The sequence below is a fragment of the Synechococcus sp. NB0720_010 genome, from assembly GCF_023078835.1.
Lineage (GTDB): Bacteria > Cyanobacteriota > Cyanobacteriia > PCC-6307 > Cyanobiaceae > Vulcanococcus.
The window spans coordinates 2,136,962-2,156,091 of record NZ_CP090898.1 but is presented as its reverse complement, the minus strand read 5'-3'; the positions used below and the strand labels follow the sequence as shown (position 1 = coordinate 2,156,091).

19 protein-coding genes and 1 tRNA gene are annotated in these 19,130 nt (G+C 63.7%); 9 read left to right on the top strand and 11 right to left on the bottom strand.

Annotated features, from left to right (window positions below; all coding sequences use genetic code 11):
* Positions 1 to 15: 15 nt before the first annotated feature.
* Positions 16 to 663 (bottom strand): SOS response-associated peptidase, encoded by a 648-nt coding sequence (locus LY254_RS11345; RefSeq protein WP_247477228.1) that lies wholly within the window; start codon positions 661 to 663, stop codon positions 16 to 18.
* Between the two features lie 83 nt (positions 664 to 746).
* Here LY254_RS11345 and ftsH point away from each other — a divergent pair, with 83 nt between their 5' ends.
* From ftsH to LY254_RS11320, 5 genes are all read left to right on the top strand, one after another.
* Positions 747 to 2,627, top strand: a complete 1,881-nt coding sequence (ftsH, locus tag LY254_RS11340; RefSeq protein ID WP_247477225.1) for an ATP-dependent zinc metalloprotease FtsH — start codon at positions 747 to 749, stop codon at positions 2,625 to 2,627.
* Between the two features lie 61 nt (positions 2,628 to 2,688).
* On the top strand, positions 2,689 to 3,633 hold the full coding sequence (argF, locus tag LY254_RS11335) for an ornithine carbamoyltransferase (protein ID WP_247477222.1): 945 nt from the start codon (positions 2,689 to 2,691) through the stop codon (positions 3,631 to 3,633).
* 56 nt (positions 3,634 to 3,689) lie between these two features.
* Complete coding sequence (gene lexA, locus LY254_RS11330) at positions 3,690 to 4,316, top strand: transcriptional repressor LexA (protein WP_010315515.1); 627 nt, start codon at positions 3,690 to 3,692, stop codon at positions 4,314 to 4,316.
* A gap of 90 nt (positions 4,317 to 4,406) precedes the next feature.
* Positions 4,407 to 4,479: transfer RNA gene (locus tag LY254_RS11325), tRNA-Ala, on the top strand.
* Between the two features lie 48 nt (positions 4,480 to 4,527).
* Positions 4,528 to 6,195, top strand: coding sequence for a protein adenylyltransferase SelO family protein (locus LY254_RS11320; protein ID WP_247477219.1), 1,668 nt, complete (start codon positions 4,528 to 4,530; stop codon positions 6,193 to 6,195).
* On the opposite strand, the gene LY254_RS11315 is transcribed toward LY254_RS11320, so the two are convergent.
* From LY254_RS11315 to LY254_RS11295, 5 genes are all read right to left on the bottom strand, one after another.
* Positions 6,192 to 6,689: a mitochondrial inner membrane protease ATP23 gene (locus tag LY254_RS11315; RefSeq protein ID WP_247477217.1), complete on the bottom strand. Its 498-nt coding sequence runs from the start codon at positions 6,687 to 6,689 to the stop codon at positions 6,192 to 6,194. The two genes, LY254_RS11320 and LY254_RS11315, sit on opposite strands and share 4 nt — an antisense overlap.
* A gap of 310 nt (positions 6,690 to 6,999) precedes the next feature.
* Entirely contained in the window at positions 7,000 to 7,173 is a 174-nt protein-coding gene (locus LY254_RS11310) for a hypothetical protein (protein ID WP_156797832.1), read from the bottom strand.
* A 181-nt stretch (positions 7,174 to 7,354) separates the two neighbouring features.
* On the bottom strand, positions 7,355 to 7,861 hold the full coding sequence (locus tag LY254_RS11305; RefSeq protein WP_247477215.1) for a hypothetical protein: 507 nt from the start codon (positions 7,859 to 7,861) through the stop codon (positions 7,355 to 7,357).
* A 43-nt stretch (positions 7,862 to 7,904) separates the two neighbouring features.
* Positions 7,905 to 9,365 (bottom strand): apolipoprotein N-acyltransferase, encoded by a 1,461-nt coding sequence (locus LY254_RS11300; RefSeq protein WP_247477214.1) that lies wholly within the window; start codon positions 9,363 to 9,365, stop codon positions 7,905 to 7,907.
* A 165-nt stretch (positions 9,366 to 9,530) separates the two neighbouring features.
* Positions 9,531 to 9,809: a hypothetical protein gene (locus LY254_RS11295; RefSeq protein WP_247477213.1), complete on the bottom strand. Its 279-nt coding sequence runs from the start codon at positions 9,807 to 9,809 to the stop codon at positions 9,531 to 9,533.
* A 311-nt stretch (positions 9,810 to 10,120) separates the two neighbouring features.
* On the opposite strand from LY254_RS11295, the gene psbA reads away from it, so the two are divergent.
* The gene (psbA, locus tag LY254_RS11290) at positions 10,121 to 11,185 is read left to right on the top strand and encodes a photosystem II q(b) protein (RefSeq protein ID WP_247479891.1); all 1,065 of its coding nucleotides are present in this window, start codon (positions 10,121 to 10,123) and stop codon (positions 11,183 to 11,185) included.
* A 90-nt stretch (positions 11,186 to 11,275) separates the two neighbouring features.
* On the opposite strand, the gene LY254_RS11285 is transcribed toward psbA, so the two are convergent.
* On the bottom strand, positions 11,276 to 12,058 hold the full coding sequence (locus LY254_RS11285) for a sterol desaturase family protein (RefSeq protein ID WP_247477211.1): 783 nt from the start codon (positions 12,056 to 12,058) through the stop codon (positions 11,276 to 11,278).
* Between the two features lie 393 nt (positions 12,059 to 12,451).
* Between LY254_RS11285 and LY254_RS11280 the strand changes: the two genes are divergently transcribed.
* From LY254_RS11280 to LY254_RS11270, 3 genes are all read left to right on the top strand, one after another.
* Positions 12,452 to 12,793 (top strand): phasin family protein, encoded by a 342-nt coding sequence (locus LY254_RS11280; RefSeq protein ID WP_247477209.1) that lies wholly within the window; start codon positions 12,452 to 12,454, stop codon positions 12,791 to 12,793.
* Between the two features lie 47 nt (positions 12,794 to 12,840).
* Positions 12,841 to 13,449, top strand: coding sequence for an FKBP-type peptidyl-prolyl cis-trans isomerase (locus LY254_RS11275; RefSeq protein WP_010315497.1), 609 nt, complete (start codon positions 12,841 to 12,843; stop codon positions 13,447 to 13,449).
* 123 nt (positions 13,450 to 13,572) lie between these two features.
* Positions 13,573 to 14,172, top strand: coding sequence for a superoxide dismutase (locus LY254_RS11270; protein ID WP_010315495.1), 600 nt, complete (start codon positions 13,573 to 13,575; stop codon positions 14,170 to 14,172).
* 45 nt (positions 14,173 to 14,217) lie between these two features.
* Here LY254_RS11270 and queA read toward each other — a convergent pair whose 3' ends face one another.
* The 4 genes from queA to LY254_RS11250 all read right to left on the bottom strand — a co-directional run bounded on the left by queA (position 14,218) and on the right by LY254_RS11250 (position 19,128).
* Positions 14,218 to 15,240: a tRNA preQ1(34) S-adenosylmethionine ribosyltransferase-isomerase QueA gene (queA, locus tag LY254_RS11265; RefSeq protein ID WP_371820466.1), complete on the bottom strand. Its 1,023-nt coding sequence runs from the start codon at positions 15,238 to 15,240 to the stop codon at positions 14,218 to 14,220.
* 68 nt (positions 15,241 to 15,308) lie between these two features.
* Positions 15,309 to 16,622 carry a dihydrolipoamide acetyltransferase family protein gene (locus tag LY254_RS11260; protein ID WP_247477208.1) on the bottom strand — a complete coding sequence of 438 codons (1,314 nt, stop codon included), beginning with the start codon at positions 16,620 to 16,622 and terminating at the stop codon, positions 15,309 to 15,311.
* Positions 16,623 to 16,690: 68 nt separating this feature from the next.
* Positions 16,691 to 17,134 (bottom strand): YlqD family protein, encoded by a 444-nt coding sequence (locus tag LY254_RS11255; protein WP_247477206.1) that lies wholly within the window; start codon positions 17,132 to 17,134, stop codon positions 16,691 to 16,693.
* A gap of 77 nt (positions 17,135 to 17,211) precedes the next feature.
* Positions 17,212 to 19,128, bottom strand: coding sequence for an AMP-binding protein (locus LY254_RS11250; protein ID WP_247477205.1), 1,917 nt, complete (start codon positions 19,126 to 19,128; stop codon positions 17,212 to 17,214).
* Positions 19,129 to 19,130: the final 2 nt, after the last annotated feature.

The window sequence follows — 19,130 nt, the reverse complement described above, 5'->3', positions numbered from 1 at the left end:
GGCCCAGTCTGGCGATCAACCAAACAGGGGCAACTGGTCCGAGCTGGCTTTGGCTTTGGGTTTGACCGGCCCCTCAGCCGCCCAACCCTCCGGCGACCAGCCCTGCATCAAGGGCTCCAGGGCCCGCAGGCCCGGCCCATCCAGGGGCTCCATCCAGGCCTCCTCCAACCCCTCAGGAACGATCACCGGCATCCGGTCATGCAGCGGAGCCACCAAGGCATTGGGCGAGGTGGTCAGCACGCAGCAGGTCTCCACCTCACTGCCATCCGGTCCGATCCAGCGATCCCAGAGACCCGCCAACCAAAAGATCCCGCCATCACTTGGGGCCAGCCGATGCCCCTTCTCGTAAAACCCATCGGCCGGCAGCAGGCAGCGCCGATGGCGCCAGGCGCCGCGAAAGCTGGCCTTCTCCGCCACGGTCTCCGATCGAGCATTGAAGGGCCGGGGCCCGTTCAAGGGGTCCTTGCTCCACTCCGGCAGCAGCCCCCAGAGCATTAAGGCCGGACTGATCTGACCGTGCTCCTGGCGTAGGGCCAACACCGGCTCCCCCGGGTTAATCAAGGGCCGCGGCGCGTAGTGCGCCAGCAAACCGTCCGGCAAGCCCCCTCCCAGCCTGGGCAGCAGCTGGTCCAGACGGGAGGTCAGGGAGTAACGACCGCACATGGTCTGACCGGCCCCCGTTCGGTTCTCACCCCCCACTGGGGCCTTGCAGCAACCCTAGTTTGGGGCAAACGCGCACCCGTCGCATGCCTATCCGCAAGGACGACACGCCCCCGAACCGGCGCTTCGGCATCGTCAATCTGCTGCTGATTGGCTTTGGCGTGCTGCTGCTGGTGAGCAGCTTCCTGCCCAACCAGGGCATGCAGCAGGTGCCTCGGGTTCCCTACTCCCTCTTCGTCAGTCAGGTGGACGACGGCAACGTCCGCCGCGCCTACATCACCCAAGAACAGATCCGCTACGAGCTCAAGGCCCCTCCGGAGGAGGACGCCCCCTCGGTGCTCGCCACCACGCCGATCTTCGATATGGATCTGCCGAAGCGACTGGAGGAGCACGGTGTTGAGTTCGCCGCCGCTCCGCCCCAGAAGCCCAGCTTCATCACCACGGCCCTGAGCTGGATCGTGCCGCCCCTGATCTTCATCTTGGTGCTGCAGTTCTTCGCCCGCCGCTCCATGGGGGGCGCCCAGGGTGCCCTGAGCTTCACCAAGAGCAAAGCCAAGGTCTACGTCCCGGATGAAGAATCCAGGGTCACCTTTGCCGATGTGGCGGGCGTCGATGAGGCCAAGCAAGAGCTGACCGAGATCGTCGACTTCCTGAAGTCGTCGGAGCGCTACACGGCGATCGGCGCACGCATTCCCAAGGGCGTCCTGCTGGTGGGCCCCCCGGGCACCGGTAAGACCCTGCTGTCCAAGGCTGTCGCCGGTGAAGCGGGCGTTCCCTTCTTCATCATCAGCGGCTCGGAGTTCGTCGAACTCTTCGTTGGTGCCGGCGCCGCCCGCGTTAGGGACCTTTTTGAGGAGGCGAAGAAAAAAGCGCCCTGCATCATCTTTATCGACGAACTCGACGCCATCGGCAAGAGCCGCGCAGGCTCTATGGGCGTCGTCGGAGGCAACGACGAGCGCGAGCAGACCCTCAACCAGCTGCTCACCGAGATGGATGGCTTCGCCGCCAAGGACAAGCCCGTCATCGTCCTGGCCGCCACCAACCAACCCGAGACCCTGGACGCCGCCCTGCTGCGCCCCGGCCGCTTCGACCGGCAGGTGCTGGTGGATCGCCCGGACCTCTCGGGCCGCAAGACCATCCTCGACATCTATGCCCGCAAGGTGAAGCTCGCCCCAGGGGTTGATCTCGACAAGATCGCCCAGGCCACCAGCGGCTTTGCCGGTGCGGATCTGGCCAACCTGGTGAACGAAGGCGCCCTGCTGGCCGCCCGCGCCATGCGGACCTCCGTTGAACAAGGTGACCTCAACGAGGCGATCGAGCGCGTGGTCGCTGGCCTTGAGAAGAAGAGCCGCGTCCTCCAGCCCGACGAGAAAAAGGTCGTGGCATATCACGAGGTCGGCCACGCCATCGTCGGCCACCTGATGCCTGGCGGCAGCAAGGTCGCCAAGATCTCGATCGTTCCCCGCGGCATGGCGGCCCTGGGCTACACCCTGCAGCTGCCCACCGAAGAGCGCTTCCTGAACTCCAAGGAAGACCTCGAGGGTCAGATCGCCACCCTCCTGGGGGGCCGCAGCGCCGAAGAGATCGTCTTTGGCGAGGTCACGACCGGTGCGGCCAACGACCTGCAGCGGGCCACCGACATCGCCGAGCAGATGGTCGGCACCTACGGGATGAGCGACATCCTTGGCCCCCTGGCCTACGACAAGCAGGGCGGCAGCCGCTTCCTCGGCGGCGCCAACAATCCCCGCCGGGTCGTCAGCGACGCCACGGCTCAGGCGATCGACAAGGAGGTGCGCACCCTGGTGGACCGCGCCCATGACCGGGCGCTCTCGATCCTGCACCACAACCGTGAGCTGATGGAGAGCATCTCCCAGCAGATCCTCGAAAAAGAGGTGATTGAAGGCGATGACCTCAAGGATCTGCTCGCCAGCAGCGTCATGCCCGAGGACTCTCAAGCCATCGTTTGAGCTCCAAGGGGTTGACGCGGGGGCCCGTCATCTCGGATAAGGGGTCTTTGAAGACGGGCCCATGGCTGCACTGAGCGGCTATTCCTCCCTCTCCGAACTCAGCGGACGCGACTTCCTCTCGTCAGCTGACATCAGCGCGGAACAAACCAGAGCCCTGCTCGACCTGGCCGCGGACCTCAAGGCCGGCCGCACCCGCGTTGATCTGGGCGGGAAGGTGCTGGGCCTGATCTTCAGCAAGGCCTCCACCCGCACCCGGGTGAGCTTCACCGTGGCCATGGCCCGCCTGGGCGGCCAGACCATCGACCTCAACCCCCAGGTCTCCCAGGTGGGGCGCGGTGAACCCGTGGCCGACACCGCCCGGGTGCTGAGTCGCTACGTCGACGCCCTCTCGATCCGCACGTTTGCCCAGGAGGAGCTGGCGGAGTATGCGCACTGGGCCTCGGTTCCGGTGATCAATGCCCTGACCGACCTGGAGCACCCCTGCCAGGCCCTGGCCGATTTCCTGACCATGCAGGAGGCCTTTGGTTCGATCGAGGGGCTGACCCTCTCCTACGTGGGGGACGGCAACAACGTCGCCCACTCCCTGATGCTCTGTGGCGCCCTGCTGGGGGTGAACATCCGCGTGGGCTGCCCCAAGGGCTATGAGCCAAGCGCTGCGGTCCTCGAGCAGTCCCGGGCTCTGGCCGGCGGTCGCTGCAGCATCGAGGTCATTCAAGAACCGGTGGCCGCCGTGCGCGGCGCCCATGCCCTCTACACCGACGTCTGGGCCTCCATGGGCCAGGAAGAGGAGAAGGGAGAACGGGAACAGGCCTTTAACGGCTGGTGCCTCAATGAGGAGCTCGTGGCCGAGGCCGACCCCAAGGCCATCGTCCTGCACTGCCTGCCGGCCTACCGGGGCCTGGAGATCAGCGCCGGGGCGATGGAGGGCAGCAGCAGCCGGATCTTCGATCAAGCGGAGAACCGCCTGCACGCGCAGCAGGCCCTGCTGGCAGCCCTGCTCTCGTAACAGCCGGTTGCCAAAGCCAAGCACCAGCGGTACAAATGTATTGACGAACAAATGCATTGCCGGTGCCCGCTGGATCGCCTGAGCCCCTGACCACTGCCCAGCAAGAGCTCTACGACTGGCTCTCCCAGTACATCGGCGAACATCGCCATAGCCCCTCCATCCGCCAGATGATGGAGGCCATGGGGCTGCGCTCACCGGCTCCCATTCAGAGTCGCCTGCGCCACCTGCAACAGAAGGGCTGGATCACCTGGAAAGAGGGCCAGGCCCGAACCCTGCAGCTCCTGGGCGACGCCCTCGGGGGCGGTATTCCAGTACTCGGGGCCGTGGCCGCCGGCGGCCTGGTCGAAACCTTTGACGACGTCGAGGAACGACTCGAGCTCGAGCCGGTGCTGGCCACCCGCGGGCTCTTCGCCCTGACCGTCAACGGGGACTCGATGGTGGACGCCCACATCGCCGACGGTGACGTCGTCCTGATGGAACCCGTCAGCGAACCGAGCCGCCTGCGAGAAGGCACGATCGTCAGCGCCCTGGTGCCCGGCAGCGGCACAACCCTCAAGCACTTCCACCGCGATGGACGCCAGGTGCGCCTAGAGGCCGCTAATCCCGCCTACGAACCGATCCTGATCGATGCCGATCAGGTGGCGATCCAAGGGAAGCTCGTCGCTGTCTGGCGCCAGGTTTAGACCCTCTGCGGTGTAAGCTCTTCGCATCGAAAGCACGGCCTCCGGGCCATCCCTGACGACCAGCGTCAGGTGAGCTCATCGGTATCAAAAGGGGCCATAGCTCAGCTGGTAGAGCACCTGCATGGCATGCAGGGGGTCAGGAGTTCGAGTCTCCTTGGCTCCACTTTCCAAAAGCCCAGGCTTGACCTGGGTTTTTTTGTGCCCAACACCCATGACCACCACCGACAGCTTTGAGGCCTTTGCGGCGCAGGTGGACTACTCCCTGCTGGAGACCCTCCAGGCCGACCCGGAGTCCAGCAGCGATGGGGATGATCACCTGCCGCGACAGGTCCGTTCAGGGCACTACGTCCCCGTCACCCCCAAGCCACTACCGGCCCCGGAGTACGTGGCGCACAGCGCCAGCCTGTTCGCGGAGCTGGGGCTAGGCGAAGGCCTGGCCCATGACGAGGACTTCCGCCGGCTCTTCTCCGGTGACAGCCGGGTGGCGCGAGGAGCCATGCGGCCCTATGGCTGGGCCACGGGCTATGCCCTCTCGATCTACGGCACGGAGTACATCCAGCAGTGCCCCTTCGGCACCGGCAATGGCTACGGCGACGGGCGGGCGATCTCAATCTTCGAAGGCCTCTTTCAGGGCCAACGCTGGGAGATGCAGCTCAAGGGTGGGGGGCCCACCCCCTACTGCCGCGGCGCTGATGGCCGGGCCGTCCTGCGCTCCAGCGTTCGCGAGTTCCTCGCCCAGGAGTTCATGCATGCCCTGGGGGTACCCACCACCCGCTCCCTCAGCCTCTACATGTCCCGCGCCGAGGGCGTGCGGCGGCCCTGGTACTCCCCGCAATCGCGCTCCTTCGAGCCGGACGTGATGGTCGACAACCCAGCCGCAATCACGACCCGGGTGGCACCGTCGTTCCTGCGGGTGGGCCAGCTGGAGCTCTTTGCCCGCCGGGTGCGCAGCAACGCCCACCCCGGGGCCCTGCGGGAGCTGCAGCAGATCACCGCCCACCTGATCGAGCGCAACTACCGCACCGAGATCAACGCAGCGCTGCCCTTCCCTCAGCAGGTGCTGGAGCTGGCCCGGCTCTTCCGCCAACGGCTGACGGCCCTGGTGGCGAACTGGATTCGCGTGGGCTACTGCCAGGGCAACTTCAATAGCGACAACTGCGCCGCCGGCGGTTACACCCTCGACTACGGGCCCTTCGGCTTCTGCGAACTGTTTGATCCCCGCTTCCAGCCCTGGACCGGCGGCGGCGAGCACTTCTGCTTGTTCAACCAACCGGCAGCCGCAGAGGCCAACTACCAGATGTTCTGGTCTGCCCTGCGGCCACTGCTGGAGGACGACTCGGTGGCGCTGGCTGAGCTCGATGGGCTGCGCGAGGGCTTCTCAGAAGCGATGCGCAGCGAACTCGAGGCGATGTGGACCCGCAAGCTGGGACTAGCGAGCTACGACGATGACCTTCTGAAGGATCTGCTGCAACTGCTGGCCAGCTCCAGGGCCGATTACACCTTGGCTTTCCGCCACCTCTCTGAACTCCCGGAGCAGGTGGAGGCGCTCAAACCCAGCTTCTATCTGCCAATCGACGCTGAACTCGAGCAGCGCTGGACGACCTGGCTGCAGCGTTGGCGCGAACAGCTGGGCGACCCCGAGGCCGCTAGGGCCGCCATGCGCCAGGCCAATCCCCAGATCACCTGGCGGGAGTGGCTCATCGCCCCCGCCTACGAGCGTGCTGCTGAAGGCGATCTGAGCTTGATCCAAGAACTCCAGACGGTCTTCCGCGATCCCTACGCCACCCCTCCAGCAGAGCTTGCGGCGACCTACGACAGGCTCAAACCCCGCGAGTTCTTCAATGCCGGCGGGCTGTCGCACTACAGCTGCTCGTCCTAGAGCAGGCGATCCGCGCAGGAGCGGCGAAAGAGATTCATCACCTCCTCAGCCGGCAAACCCTGAACAATCCGCGCCTCGATTTCCGTGCGGTGCTGACTGGGGTGGTACTGGCCAACGGCCTTGAACAGCTCCGGTGACTGATGGCTTGCCAGCAAGAAATCCAAGCCCAGACGATCCCGCTCAAAGATCGGCTGACGCCGGCAGTGCTGCATCACATGGGCTGACTCATGGGCCAAGGTCTCCCAGACCCGCTCCGGATCGTCCTTGAGGTTGTTGGCACACAAGACCACGGCATTGCGGGCGAAGACAAAAGCACCCATCAACTGCTTGGGGCAATCCCGGGCCACCAAGGTCTCGGTGCCGGCCCGGCGCAGCAGCCCGGCGAGCAACGCGATGGACCTGAGACGCTCCGCTCGAGCCGGGGACGCCTGCAATCCAAACCCGAGCAGCGCAGCCAACAGGACCGCAAAGCGAATGGGCCTGGAGAACCGCATACCCCATCCCTCTCAACCCTGGTCTCAGTGGACCCATTTCGAGAAGGTGGGAGGTTGTTCGCGCCGAATCTCTCCGGTTTTCAGCCCCGACCCGAGCCAGGCGCAGGCGGAGAGTCAGCGAGCCAAAAGGCATGAACCCCCTTAGCCGTCAGATACAGGAGGATCGCCGTCAGGGACAGCACGTCGGGCATCACAGCTGCGTCCAGAGCGTCTTAACTCTGGGCGGCCAACCGCCCCATCAAGAGCAAACCCAAGACCTCAGAAGGTGACGCAGGACACCAACGTGCTCTTCACTGAATCTAGTTCTGACTCAATCGAAGGTCTCAAAGGGATCTTCAACCGCCTCCGCGCGAAGCCAATAGGGGCATCGCACCTGAGCCTCGGCGTCCTTCAAGCTCATCGTCATCCGCCAACAGCGGCAGACCCCCATGCCGCCAGCGATGATGAAGTTCTTACAGGCAGCGCAGCAGGGATAAGCGGTCACAGCAAAGGCGGCAACTCCTGATGTCCTAACCCTGGTCAGGGCATTTCTTCCAGGTATAAATGCCATACTTTTGGTGATTTAGGCACAATAACCTGGTGCTGAATACCTAGACAGACGCATCCATTAACCGCGCTGTCTGCGTGGCCTGACAGTCAACTCCAATCCGCGATTAGCCGACGACTTAGAGCGTGCAGGTGGACTTCAATAGGTGCGCCACCATCGCCGGATCCGCCTGCAGGGCGTAGGCCTCGAACTCACGTTGACGACTTTCCAATGGCAACTGCGCCGTTGAAGCCACGACGTGATTCAAATTGCCCTGCTTGCGCAGATGCTGCAGAAAAAAGCCGTTGACCTGTTCTCCACTGAGCTGACCGCTGGAGCGCAATCCCTCCGCCAGGGTCAGCGAGGTGGGCGTACCCAAACCATCAAGGCAGTCCTGCACCACATGGACCAACTCGTGCTGGATCGCCCTGGCCCGCTTCTGCGGATCAAGGTCAAGGGCCTTGGAGAGACAGAGGACGTTCGCGCCCATGTTGTAGGTGGCGAGCTGACGCGGCCCGCCGCAGTCCGCCCCCTGGATCACCACGACCCCCAGGGCAGAGGCCGCCTCCAGCGCCGCATCAGCCGGATCCACAGCCCTGGCAGGCAGAGTCAGCAGCGCCGATGCGGCCGCCAAGCCCAGACCCAACAGACCAGAGCGGAAGGAAACCAAAAGGCGCCTTAAGCAAGTCTCAAGATTGTCTCATGCGAGACCGACTTGCGACGAGTCCGGCGCCCGCCGCCAGAAACAGCGGCCATTCCCCCAGTTGCCCGTAGACGGTCTGATTCGCCCGAGCCTGCAGCCGCACCAACAGGGTTCCTGGCTCCATCGGAGCCAAGGAGGCCCCCAGCCGCCCATCGGGCTGCACCACCAGACTCGGGCCGCTATTGGCGGCACTGACCAGCCAGCGACTGGCCTCAATCGCCCGCAACTGGGACAGGGCCTGGAACTGCCGCTGCAACTGCAGGGGATAGGGGTCGAGGTTGGCGCTGGCCAGGATCCAGCCAGCCCCCGCCTGGGATGCAGCGATTAACCCAGACCCATCGGCGATCTCGTAGCAAATGGCCACCGCCAGATCCCTCTGGGGGCGCTGCAGCAGACGCGAGGCCGCTCCCGGCTCGACCCCACCGACCGCAGACAACCCAGCCCAACGCAGAAGAGCTCCACCGGGGACCCATTCCCCTAGCGGCACCAAGCGGTGCTTATCGATCCCCCCCTCCGCCTGCAGTGCCTGAGGGGGAAAGCGCAGAACACTGCTGCGCAGCTGGGTCTCCTCCTGACGGAAGCCACCGCTGAGAACCTCCACTCCCGCTGCAGTGGGCAGCCCCTGCCCCAGAGCCAAGGCCCCCTCGGGCAGCACCAACAGGTCAGCGCCCTGGGCCTCCGCATCGGCCTGGGCCTGGCGCAGCTGCCGCTCCAGAGACCGCTGCTGAACCCAACTGAACTTCTCGCGGGTGGGGATATCGGGCTGCAGCACCAGCACCGACAGCCAGGGAGCACCTGGGTCCTCTAGGGCGCTGCGCTGCAGCTGCTGCCAGCCCAGACCATGGAGCAGGGCGAGCACCAGCAACCAGGACAGCCAGCCACACCAAAGCCCGCGTCGCCCCTCCCACCAGCCGAGGAGCAAACGCCAGAGCCCCCAGGCCAGCAGTAACTGCAGCGCCGCCAAGCCACCGGCCCCAATCCACTGGGCCAGCCCCGCCAGGGCGCGATCACCCGGCAGAACGGCCGCCCCCAGCCCCAGCCAAAACAGAGGCCCCTTGGCCATCCAGACCTCACCCAAGCCCCAAAGGGCCGAGGCAAGAAGCGCCACAGACCAACGGCCAGCGCCCAATCGCCCCACCAGGGCGCGCCAGAGCGCCACCAACCCTGCCCCCAGCAGTCCGAGGGCCAACCAGAGCAGCAGACAAAGCGGCAGGCTCAAGGGCAGGGGCACCCCAATCCAATCGAGGGGGTGCAACCAAAGCAGCCAGCGATGGCTGACCAAGACCGCAGCAGCAGCCCAGAGGGCCGCCGGCCCAGGACCAAAGGCCCAGAGCGGCACCAGAGCCAGCCAGAGCAGGGGCGGGGATCCCAGGGGGGGGAGCGCCACACCGGCCAGCAGACCAGCCGCGAGGGCTCCGCTCCAGACCAGTCGCCGGTTCTCTGCCATGGCCACTGACCCTATAGAGGGTCCTGGCTGCTACAGGGCTGGAAGCAGCGAAAGACAACAGCCCAGCGCAAAGAGAGCTGCCATCAGCTTTGGGGCAGTCTCTCAGTGATTACACGGACACGTGTTCAGTGGCGCAGAGAAGTTGCGGCGAATTAAACGAAAGAGCTACCAATCAGATCCATGGGTGATCAGCTGCTCTTCCAACTCTGGAGTGATACCGCTGTAGCTGAGATCAGAGCTTGGGGGATACCCCAATTCACGCAACCACTCGACAAGGAGACGTCGATCACGCATGGCCACCGCCAGCTCTAGAAGATGACCGCCTGATTGACCATCAATCTGAATGGAGTCCTCGAGAACCTCGAGCTCTGAGCAAATAGCCCGATAAAGGCAATAGTCACGAAGACTGAGCTCGCTGATGCTGCGGCGACGAAGTGAATCCACCTCAGGATTATGAATCAACTGGCTAAGGAAAAGCCAACACCTGCAGATCCAAGGAGGAAATGCAGCGGTTCTGCATCTAGAAAAAGAAGATTTAGATCGATCGACATTGGCTTGAAGCCAAAGTGAAGCAAAGATACAGCGAAACCCAAAGGCCCAGAGGGAAGGCATCAGGGTCTATCGGAGAAGGTGCAGAGATCACTGAGGAATCAAGATCCTTGAAATGCACTTTCTTCGTTCACCAGCTCCCGAAATAGCCGGGCCATTTGAGTGCCACAAGTCTGGCAGCGGGACTGAACCTCAAAGGACTTTTCATGACAACATTCTTGTCCAACCGCAATGGACTGCAGACCTGGTCTGCATTTGGAGACTGGATCACTTCGACCAACCAAAGGCTTTACATCGGCTGGTTTGGGGTCTTGATGATTCCAACGAGCCTCGCTGCCACTGCGGCGTTTGTGATTGCCTTCCTCAGCGCTCCGGGTGTCGACCTGGACGGCGTCAGGCAACCCATCACAGGATCACTACTCAGTGGGAACAACATCATTACCGCCGCAGTCGTGCCCAGCTCAAATGCCATCGGACTCCATTTTTATCCGATCTGGGAAGCGGCAAGTCTGGATGAGTGGCTTTACAACGGCGGACCGTACCAATTAATTGTCTTTCACTTTCTGATCGCCATCACGGCCTACATGGGGCGGCAGTGGGAATTGAGCTATCGCCTAGGAATGCGGCCGTGGATTGCCATTGCCTTTTCAGCACCTTGGTCAGCAGCAATGGCTGTACTTCTGGTTTACCCAATGGGCCAGGGCTCGTTTTCAGAGGGAATGCCTCTTGGAATATCGGGCACATTCAACTTCATGCTTGTCCTCCAAGCTGAACACAATGTATTAATGCATCCATTTCACATGCTTGCCGTAGCCGGAACATTTGGGGGGGCACTCCTCGCGGCAGTTCATGGATCACTCGTCTCAAGCAACCTGGTTCGAGAAACCACAGAACAGGAGTCGATTAATCGTGGATATCGCTTTGGCCAGAAGGAGGTGACTTACAACATCGTCTCAGCTCACGCCTACTTCGGTCGGCTCGTCTTCCCCTATGCAGCATTGAATAACAGCCGAAGTATCCATGCCATTCTCTTTGCATGGCCAGTACTCGGGATTTGGTTCTCGTCCCTTGCAATCGCCAGCTTTTCCTTTGGACTGAATGGTCTAAATTTCAATCAATCGATCCTTGATCCTCAAGGTCGTGTCGTTCACAGCTGGGCTGATGTACTAAACCGGACAGATCTTGGCATCGAAGCCATGCACGAAAGGAATGCGCACAATTTCCCACTTGATCTTGCGGTCTCAAGCACACTCCAAATAGCCATGACGTAAAAATGGCGGATCCAACAGACAAAAGCCCTGACTGAGGCAATCAAGAGAAGGAGGACTGGCGAGAATTTCACCAGTCCTTTTTTGAGCCATTCAACGCAACAGTGAATCTTTTCTAACAACGCGCGAGACACTTCGAGCGTAGCCCTGATCCTGCGTTCCGAATAGAAGATCCCAGAACGTGAAATAAAGTCCAAAGTTAGAGCCCTGTTTTTGATGATGAATGGAATGATGAACAGGGCCAATCAACCAACGCCCCAACCAGTGATGAGGAAATGCCTCCGGCAATCCAGCCGGCGGCATGTGGTTCAAAGCAGCCCAAACAGACATCGTCACAAGAAGGGCAAACAGTGTGACGAAGTGAAGCGGAACGGCCATCGCAACAACCACAATAAAAACAGAGTGGAAGAGTGACTCGATTGGGTCAAAAGCAAATGAAGTCCAGGCTGAATAATGCCTTGACCGATGATGCCCTAGGTGCGCAATCCTGTAGAGGGCAGGATGATGCAGAAGGCGATGAACAAAGTAGAAGACGGCATCCTGCACAGCCAAAACACCAAGAAATCCTGTCAACTGAAAAGGAAGCTGCCATTCAGACTCGTGATGGTAAAGCTGTACGTACCCAGATCCATGCAGGATCAGCGAAACTGAGCCAACACAAGCGAAGACCAATGAAGACGAAAAGCTGAGTCGAAGATCGTTGGCATTCGCTCGGCCAAAACAGTTGGGACCATCTCGAAGCAAGAGCCCCGAGACAAGAGCGATCAGAACAGAGCGAGCACTGATGATCAGAAAGATCACAACAAAGCCCATCAAAAAGAGATTCACTCCATCAAGCAAGACAACGACCGAAGCGAAAGGCCCTGGCACCGTCATCGTGAATCCAACTCCATCTAGACCAAGCTATTAACCTTCAGCAACCCAAGGGATCAAGCCTCAAATACGCAGCAGATCTTCTGCATGTACTGCCAATCGCGAGTATCAAGGAAGCCTCTCAATCCCGATCCTTAATGATTCGAACAATGCATAAGAAACTGGGTCCATAAAGAGCACGCCGCGCTCCAGCAGAGCATCAACTCAGCAGGCAAAAAGGATGACTCACGCGATCAGATAAACCACAAGCCTGGCCATACTCAAAACTGTTGGTGTGCTTGGGTCAGGCGCACTGTTCATAGGCGCCTGAACTCTGGGCCAGCTAGACCAGCAAAAGGCAGAGCTGGCGCCAACCCTCTCTGATCAGCTCAGCTCGCTTACCACTAAAGAAGTGATATGGATCCCAGCCGGACCCTGCAACAACTTCTCTTCCGCGGCCTTGGCACCACTTCACTGGTGGCCGATCGCCTGCGGAGCGTGACCCAGGCCTGGGTCAGCAGTGGGCGCCTGGATCCAAACCAGGCCAGCGCCTTGGTGGATGACGTTCTCGCCAGCCTTCGCGGCGAGAACCCCGAGCTGGAGAAACAGACCGAACGGCAGGTCGAGCGCAACCTGGACCACCTACTGCAGGACCTGGGCCTGGCCCGCCAGCGGGAGGTGGATGAACTGCGGGGCCGCATCGATCGCCTGGAGCAGCAGCTCCGGCAAAAGCAATCCCAACTCGAGATCCCGGACTGAGAGGCGACTAGGCGAGAATCGGCCCTTGATGCCTCTTTGATCCAGCCATGCGGGACATCCTGATCAGCTCCGCCGTTTGCGTCGGCTGCCTCTTGCTGGCACTGGTGAGCCAGATCGTGGCGCCCTCCACCGTGAACGCCGCCCCCAGCCAGCCGGCCGTGCAACAGGCCGTGGCCAGTGCCCCAGTCCAGGCCAGCTTCAGCGGCCAGATCGAGCTCGATCCGGAGGACCCCAACCCCAGCCTCTTCACCATGGCCAGCGACGTCATCGCCGACAGTGGGGCGTCTGCCCTCGGAGGAGAAATGGTTGCGGCCAAAGAACGGATGACCCCCAGCGGTCTGCGCATCACCGACCTGGTGATCGGTGATGGCCCTGAGGCCAGCTCCGGTCAGCTCGTGGTTGTGAACTACCGCGGCACCCTTGAGAACGGCAAAGAGTTCGACAGCAGCTACGGCCGCGGTCCCTTCAGCTTCCCCCTCGGCGCCGGTCGCGTCATCAAGGGCTGGGATGAGGGCGTCGCCGGCATGCAGGTGGGCGGCAAGCGCAAGCTCGTGATCCCCCCCGATCTGGCCTACGGCGAGCGCGGTGCCGGTGGTGTGATCCCCCCGAACGCCACCTTGATCTTTGAGGTGGAACTGCTCGAGATCAAGGGCTGATCCGTTCCATGGGAGCCGCGCCAGCGGTGCGGTTCCCGCGACTGTCGAAACTGCAAACGATCGTTAGGATGCCGCCGCCGTCCGGCATTTGGCCGGGCATTGAAAAGCACGATCCTTCCGTTCATGGCTCATACGCTGCCCGCGCTGCCCTACGGCCTCGACGCCCTCGAGCCCCATATCTCCCGCCAAACCCTTGAGTTCCACCACGGCAAGCACCACAACGCTTACGTGACCAACCTCAACAACCTGGTGGCTGGCACCGATCTGGAAGGCAAGAGCCTCGAAGACACCATCGTTGCCGTGGCCGGTGATGCCGGGAAGGCTGGTGTGTTCAACAACGCCGCCCAGGTCTGGAACCACAGCTTCTACTGGCAGTGCATCAAGCCCAACGGTGGCGGCACCCCCAGCGGCGCGCTGCTCGACAAGATCAACGCTGACTTCGGCAGCTTCGAGAAGTTCGTTGAGGCCTTCAAGGCAGCCGGCGCCACCCAGTTCGGTAGCGGCTGGGCCTGGCTCGTGCTCGACAACGGCACCCTGAAGGTCACCAAGACCGGCAACGCCGATCTGCCCCTGGCCCACGGCCAGAAGGCCCTGCTGACCATGGATGTCTGGGAGCACGCCTACTACCTGGACTACCAGAACCGCCGCCCCGACTACATCAGCACCTACCTCGACAAGTTGGTCAACTGGGACTTCGTGGCCGCCAACCTGGCCGCCGCTTGATCCGAGCGATCCAAGCCAAGCCCCCGCACAAGCGGGGGCTTTTTTTTATGGCCTGGCGCTCTCGAGAACCGATTCCGGTGCGATCCACATCGCATCGCCATAGGAGAAGAAGCGATAGCCCTCGGCCTTGGCCTCCTCATAGAGATCCAGCAGGCGGCGGCGACCGACCAGGGCACTGACCAGCAGCAGCAGCGAGCTCTTGGGCAGGTGGAAATTCGTCAGCAGTCCCTGCACCACCGCAAAGCGATAGCCGGGCTGAATCACCAGATTCACCGGCCCGGCATGGGGCTGGAGCTCGCCCCCATGGAGTTGGGCCACGGCCTCCAGACTACGAACGGAGGTGGTTCCAACCGCAATCACCCGGCCGCCACGGGCGCGGCACTGGGCGACGGCCTCCACAGCGGCCGGCGACACCTCAACCCACTCGCTGTGGAGCTCCAGCTGGGTCAGGTCCTCGGTCTCCACCGGCCGAAAGGTGCCCAGGCCCACATGCAGGGTCACGGTGGTGCGCTGCACACCTCGCGCCTCCAGGGCTTCGAGCAGCGCATCACTGAGGTGCAGGCCCGCCGTCGGAGCAGCCACCGCCCCGGGCCGCGAGGCATAGCGGGTCTGGTAGCGGCTGTCGTCCTCGCTGGAGTGCTGGTGGATGTAGGGCGGCAGGGGGATTTCGCCATAGCGCGCCAGCAGCGCCTCGATCGCTTCTGGGGTGGTGCACTCCGCCGGAAAGCGCACGACCCGGCCGCCGGTCTCGGCGTCGATGGCCACGATCTCCAGGGGCTGGGGGGGTTGACCGGGATGCTCCATCTGCAGGATCTCGCCCGGCTTCAGGCGCTTGGCTGGCTTGGCCAAACAGAGCCAATTACTGCCTTCCACAGGCTCCAGCACCAGGAGCTCCACCGCGCCGCCGCTGGCCCGGCGGGCCTGAAGGCGCGCCTTCAGCACCCGGGTGTTGTTGACCACCAGCAAGTCGCCCGGTTTCAGCAGCTGCTGCAGCTCCCAAACCGTTTGGTGGCTGCAGCCCTCAGGGCCTTCCAGCGCCAGCAACCGAGCCGCATGGCGCGGTTCCACGGGCCGCTGGGCGATGAACGTCTCCGGGAGATCGAAGACGTAGCTCGAAAGCAGCTGATCGTCGCTGATCAGAAGGCCAGGCTCTCGGGGTTGGTCTCGATCAGCTGGGTCAGATCCTTCAGGAAGGCCGCCGCATCGGCGCCGTAGATCACGCGGTGATCACAGGTCAGGTTCACCTGCATCTGGTTCGCCACGCGGATCGAGCCGTCCTTGCCGCCCACGACGGTGGGACGGGAGGCGGCCACCGCCAGGATCGCGCCAGTGCCCGGAGGCAGGATCGCGTCGAAGCGATCCACACCGAACATCCCAAGGTTGGAAAGGGTGAAGGTGCCGGTGCTGTACTCCTCAGGCTGCAGCTGCTTGCTGCGGGCCCGGCTCACCAGATCCGCCCAGTTGCGGGCCAGGGAGTGGATATCGGTCTTATCGGCGTTGGCCAGCACGGGGGTGATCAAGCCACCGTCTTCCATCGCGACGGCCACAGCCACGTTCACCGCAGCGGGGTAAACCATGGCGCTGCCATCGGCGCTGGTGGCGGCATTCACCTGGGGGTGACGGGCCAGCACCACGCCCACGGCCTTGGCCAGCAGTGCGGTCATGGTGACGCCCTTGCTCTTCACCTGCTTGTAGAAGGCGTCCAACTTGGTGGTGGTGATCGTGTAGCCGACCCGGAAGGTCGGCACCGCCAGGCTCGCCACCATGTTGCGGTTGACCGCACCCTGCAGGGTGTTGAAAGCAACGCTCTCGCCGGGACGACCAAAGGCATTGCCCGCCGGTGCAGCCGCAGGAGCAGCGGCACCATTGCCGCTGCCGCTGGCAGCGGGAGCTGAGCCCTCGGCCACGCGGGGAACAGCCACGGTCAGACCCAGGGCCCGCTCAACGTCCTCGGCCTGGATTCGCCCGTGGGGGCCACTGCCGCGCAGGGTCTCGAGGGCGACGCCGTGCTGGCTGGCCAGTTTCTTGGCCCGGGGGCTGGCCACAACGCGGCCATTGGTCACTGGAGCGGGGGCAGCAGCAACGGGTGCCGGGGCTGCAGCAACGGGTGCGGGGGCAGGAGCAGCTGCAGGAGTAGGTGCCGGAGCGGGGGGGGCAGCGGCGGCTGGTGCACTGGGGGCCTTGGCCTGGGCCTCGGCGATCTCCGCCTCGGTCTCCACCACGAGGCCGATGGTTTCACCAACGGGGGCCGTGCTGCCGGCGGGCATCAACACCGCTGCGAGGTAGCCCTCGTTGAAGGACTCCACGTCCATGTCGGCCTTGTCCGACTCGACGACCAGGACGGACTCACCGCGGCCGACCTTGTCACCTGGCTTCTTCAGCCATTCCACGATCTTGCCCTCCGTCATGGTGGAGGAGAGGGCGGGCATGAAGATTTCGTGGGTGGCCAACGGAGGTCTGCCGCTCAATTGAGGCGGATTTTACGCGGCTCAGCGGCAGGGACCTCCGGAGTGGCGACTCAGAGGGCTCCCTCGATCGACTCGATCACCCCATCGCGCACAACCACAGCCACCTGGAGCTTCTCCACGAGGTTGTCGCCCACCTTGACGTCGGTGAAGCTGTCGAGCTGGCCCTGCTCAACGATCTGCTCCATCTCCAGGTCGCGGACCTGGCGCTGCTGCTCGAGCAGCTGACGCTTCTGCTCCTCAAGCTCGGCGCGCTTGGCCGCCACCTGCTCCTGCACAGAACCCACCTGCTCCTGGACGCGGGGATCCAGGGGGTTGGCGCTCTGGCTGCGGATCGCGTCCACCAGCTGCTGCCCTTCCTGCTCGAGCTGCCCCAGCTGGGCGTCGCTATTGGCGATGGCCGCGCTGATCTCGCGCTCGGCGTCCTCCTTCCAACGGGGCGTAACCACCGCGCGAACGGTGATGGAGCGCTTCACGGAGAGGGAACCGTCGGCCATGGGAGGGGGATTCGCGGCGCCCAGCCTGTCAGGGGCGAGCGAGGCCGACAACGCCCGGCTCGGGCGGGTTCCCGGCCCTAGCGCCCGTAGATCGCCTCAATCGCTTGGGCATCGCGATCGGCGATGCGATCGCGCTTTTGCTTGAGGGTTTGGGTCAGCAAGCCGTTGTCGATGCTGAAGGCCTCCACCAGGGCCACCCCCGCCAGCCGTTCATCCGGGCGGGCGCCCACCCGGGACTGCAGGCGGCGATTCAGGCGGCTGGTCAGGGCCTTGAGCAGCGCCGGATCAGCGGCCGACATCCCCTGCTCGGCCGCGAAGGCCTCCAGATTCTCCAGCTTCGGCACCACCAAGGCGCCCAGGGCCTTGCGGTCCTGCCCCACCAGCATCACCTGCTCCACCAGGGAGCAGGCCACCAGGCACTCCTCCAGGGGGCCCGGCTCGATGTTCTCGCCGCTGCTCAGGACGATCGTGTCCTTGGCGCGGCCGGTCAGCACCAAGGTGCCGTCGGCAAGCAGGTGGCCCAGGTCACCGGTGTCAAACCAGCCCTCGGCATCGAGCACCTTGGCGGTGGCCTCTGGCTTGCCCAGGTAGCCGCCCATCACCTGGGCGCCCTTGGCCAAGACCTTGCCCCGCTCGCCGATGGCCAGCACCGCCCCGGTCTCGGGATCGGTGATCTTGATGGAGGTGCCCGCCAGCGGTTGGCCGGAGCTGCCGCGGCGGTTGTTCCAGCGGCGACGGCAGGTCAAGACCGGGCTGGTTTCGGTCAGGCCGTAGCCCACCAGCAGCTCAATACCGATGGCCTCAAAGAAACCATCGACGTGGATCGCCAAGGCACCGCCGCCGCTGATGGCCGTGCGCAGGCGCCCTCCGATCAGCTGAGCGCGGACCTTTGGCCAGAACAGCTGCTCGGCCAACCCATGCAGGGGCCAACTCAGCAGCGCCCCGGCGGCGGCGGTCAGACGACGGCGCTTGCGCTCACGGATCAAGGTGCGATCCGCCGCCACCCGCCTCGAGAGGCAGTGGAAGCGGCTGACCTTCAGGGCCGAGCGCAGCAGCTTGGCGCGGCTCGCCGGCATGGCGCTCAGGGCATCTTCAAAGCCGCTCAGCAGGGCTTCCCAGAGCCGGGGAACACTGATCAGATAGTGGGGGCGAACCCGCTGCAGATCCGGACGCAGTTGCTTGAGCGTCGTGTAGGTCTGCTGGCAGCCGCAGGAGAGCAGGAAGTACTCCGCGCTGCGCTCATAGGCGTGCCAGATCGGCAGAACGCTCAGGACCCGATCGCCCGGGCGCGGCGCCACCGCCACACCGAGGCTGCGCAACTGCTGCAGCAAGTTGGCGTGGCTCAGGGGAACGCCCTTCGGCCGGCCCGTGGTGCCCGAGGTGTAGAGCACGGTGGCCAGGCGCTCCTCTCCCCCTTCAGGCCAGGCAGGAGCGGGGCTGCTCACCCCCTTGGCCATCAGCTCATCCCAGGTGAAGCAGGGAACCACCGGCACCACCGAACCGCGGTCCCCCTGCAGCAGCACCACAAAGCGCAACTGCCCGAGGAGCTCACTGCTGAGCTTCAAACGCTGCAGCAGCTCTGCGGACTCCAGCACCAGCGCCACCGCGCCGCAGTCGCCCGCGATGTAGCGCAGCTCATCCACGGGGGCCGCGCTGCCGCGAACCGCATCCGCAGCCCCCAGACGCATCAGACCCTGGTCCGCCACCAGCCAGCGGGGGCAGTTTTCCGAAAACAACCCCACCACCTCCCCCGGCCGGACCCCGAGAGCCGCAAACCCTGCCGCAGCCTGCTCGATCTGTTGATGCAGGGCGCGGAAGCTCAGCTGCTCCGGCGGCTTGGCATGGGGAGCCTCGAGGGCAGGCGCATCGCCGTGGCGTTCAGCCAGCTGCCCCCAGAGCTGCTCAAGGCCGCGGAGTGCACTCCAGTCGTGCCTCTCGGCCAAGGCGCGCTGATCTTGGCGGCTGCCAGTCCAGCTGATCTTGGCGAGCGGCATGG

Excerpts from the sequence above, each read along its gene's own strand:
- argF (WP_247477222.1), top strand. The coding sequence starts at position 2,689 with ATGGCTGCACTGAGCGGCTATTCCTCCCTCTCCGAACTCAGCGGACGC.
- psbA (WP_247479891.1), top strand. The coding sequence starts at position 10,121 with ATGACAACATTCTTGTCCAACCGCAATGGACTGCAGACCTGGTCTGCA.
- LY254_RS11275 (WP_010315497.1), top strand. The coding sequence starts at position 12,841 with ATGCGGGACATCCTGATCAGCTCCGCCGTTTGCGTCGGCTGCCTCTTG.
- LY254_RS11255 (WP_247477206.1), bottom strand. The coding sequence starts at position 17,134 with ATGGCCGACGGTTCCCTCTCCGTGAAGCGCTCCATCACCGTTCGCGCG.
- LY254_RS11320 (WP_247477219.1), top strand. The coding sequence starts at position 4,528 with ATGACCACCACCGACAGCTTTGAGGCCTTTGCGGCGCAGGTGGACTAC.
- LY254_RS11315 (WP_247477217.1), bottom strand. The coding sequence starts at position 6,689 with ATGCGGTTCTCCAGGCCCATTCGCTTTGCGGTCCTGTTGGCTGCGCTG.
- LY254_RS11270 (WP_010315495.1), top strand. The coding sequence starts at position 13,573 with ATGGCTCATACGCTGCCCGCGCTGCCCTACGGCCTCGACGCCCTCGAG.
- LY254_RS11250 (WP_247477205.1), bottom strand. The coding sequence starts at position 19,128 with ATGCCGCTCGCCAAGATCAGCTGGACTGGCAGCCGCCAAGATCAGCGC.
- ftsH (WP_247477225.1), top strand. The coding sequence starts at position 747 with ATGCCTATCCGCAAGGACGACACGCCCCCGAACCGGCGCTTCGGCATC.
- LY254_RS11300 (WP_247477214.1), bottom strand. The coding sequence starts at position 9,365 with ATGGCAGAGAACCGGCGACTGGTCTGGAGCGGAGCCCTCGCGGCTGGT.
- LY254_RS11280 (WP_247477209.1), top strand. The coding sequence starts at position 12,452 with ATGGATCCCAGCCGGACCCTGCAACAACTTCTCTTCCGCGGCCTTGGC.
- LY254_RS11345 (WP_247477228.1), bottom strand. The coding sequence starts at position 663 with ATGTGCGGTCGTTACTCCCTGACCTCCCGTCTGGACCAGCTGCTGCCC.
- LY254_RS11285 (WP_247477211.1), bottom strand. The coding sequence starts at position 12,058 with ATGACGGTGCCAGGGCCTTTCGCTTCGGTCGTTGTCTTGCTTGATGGA.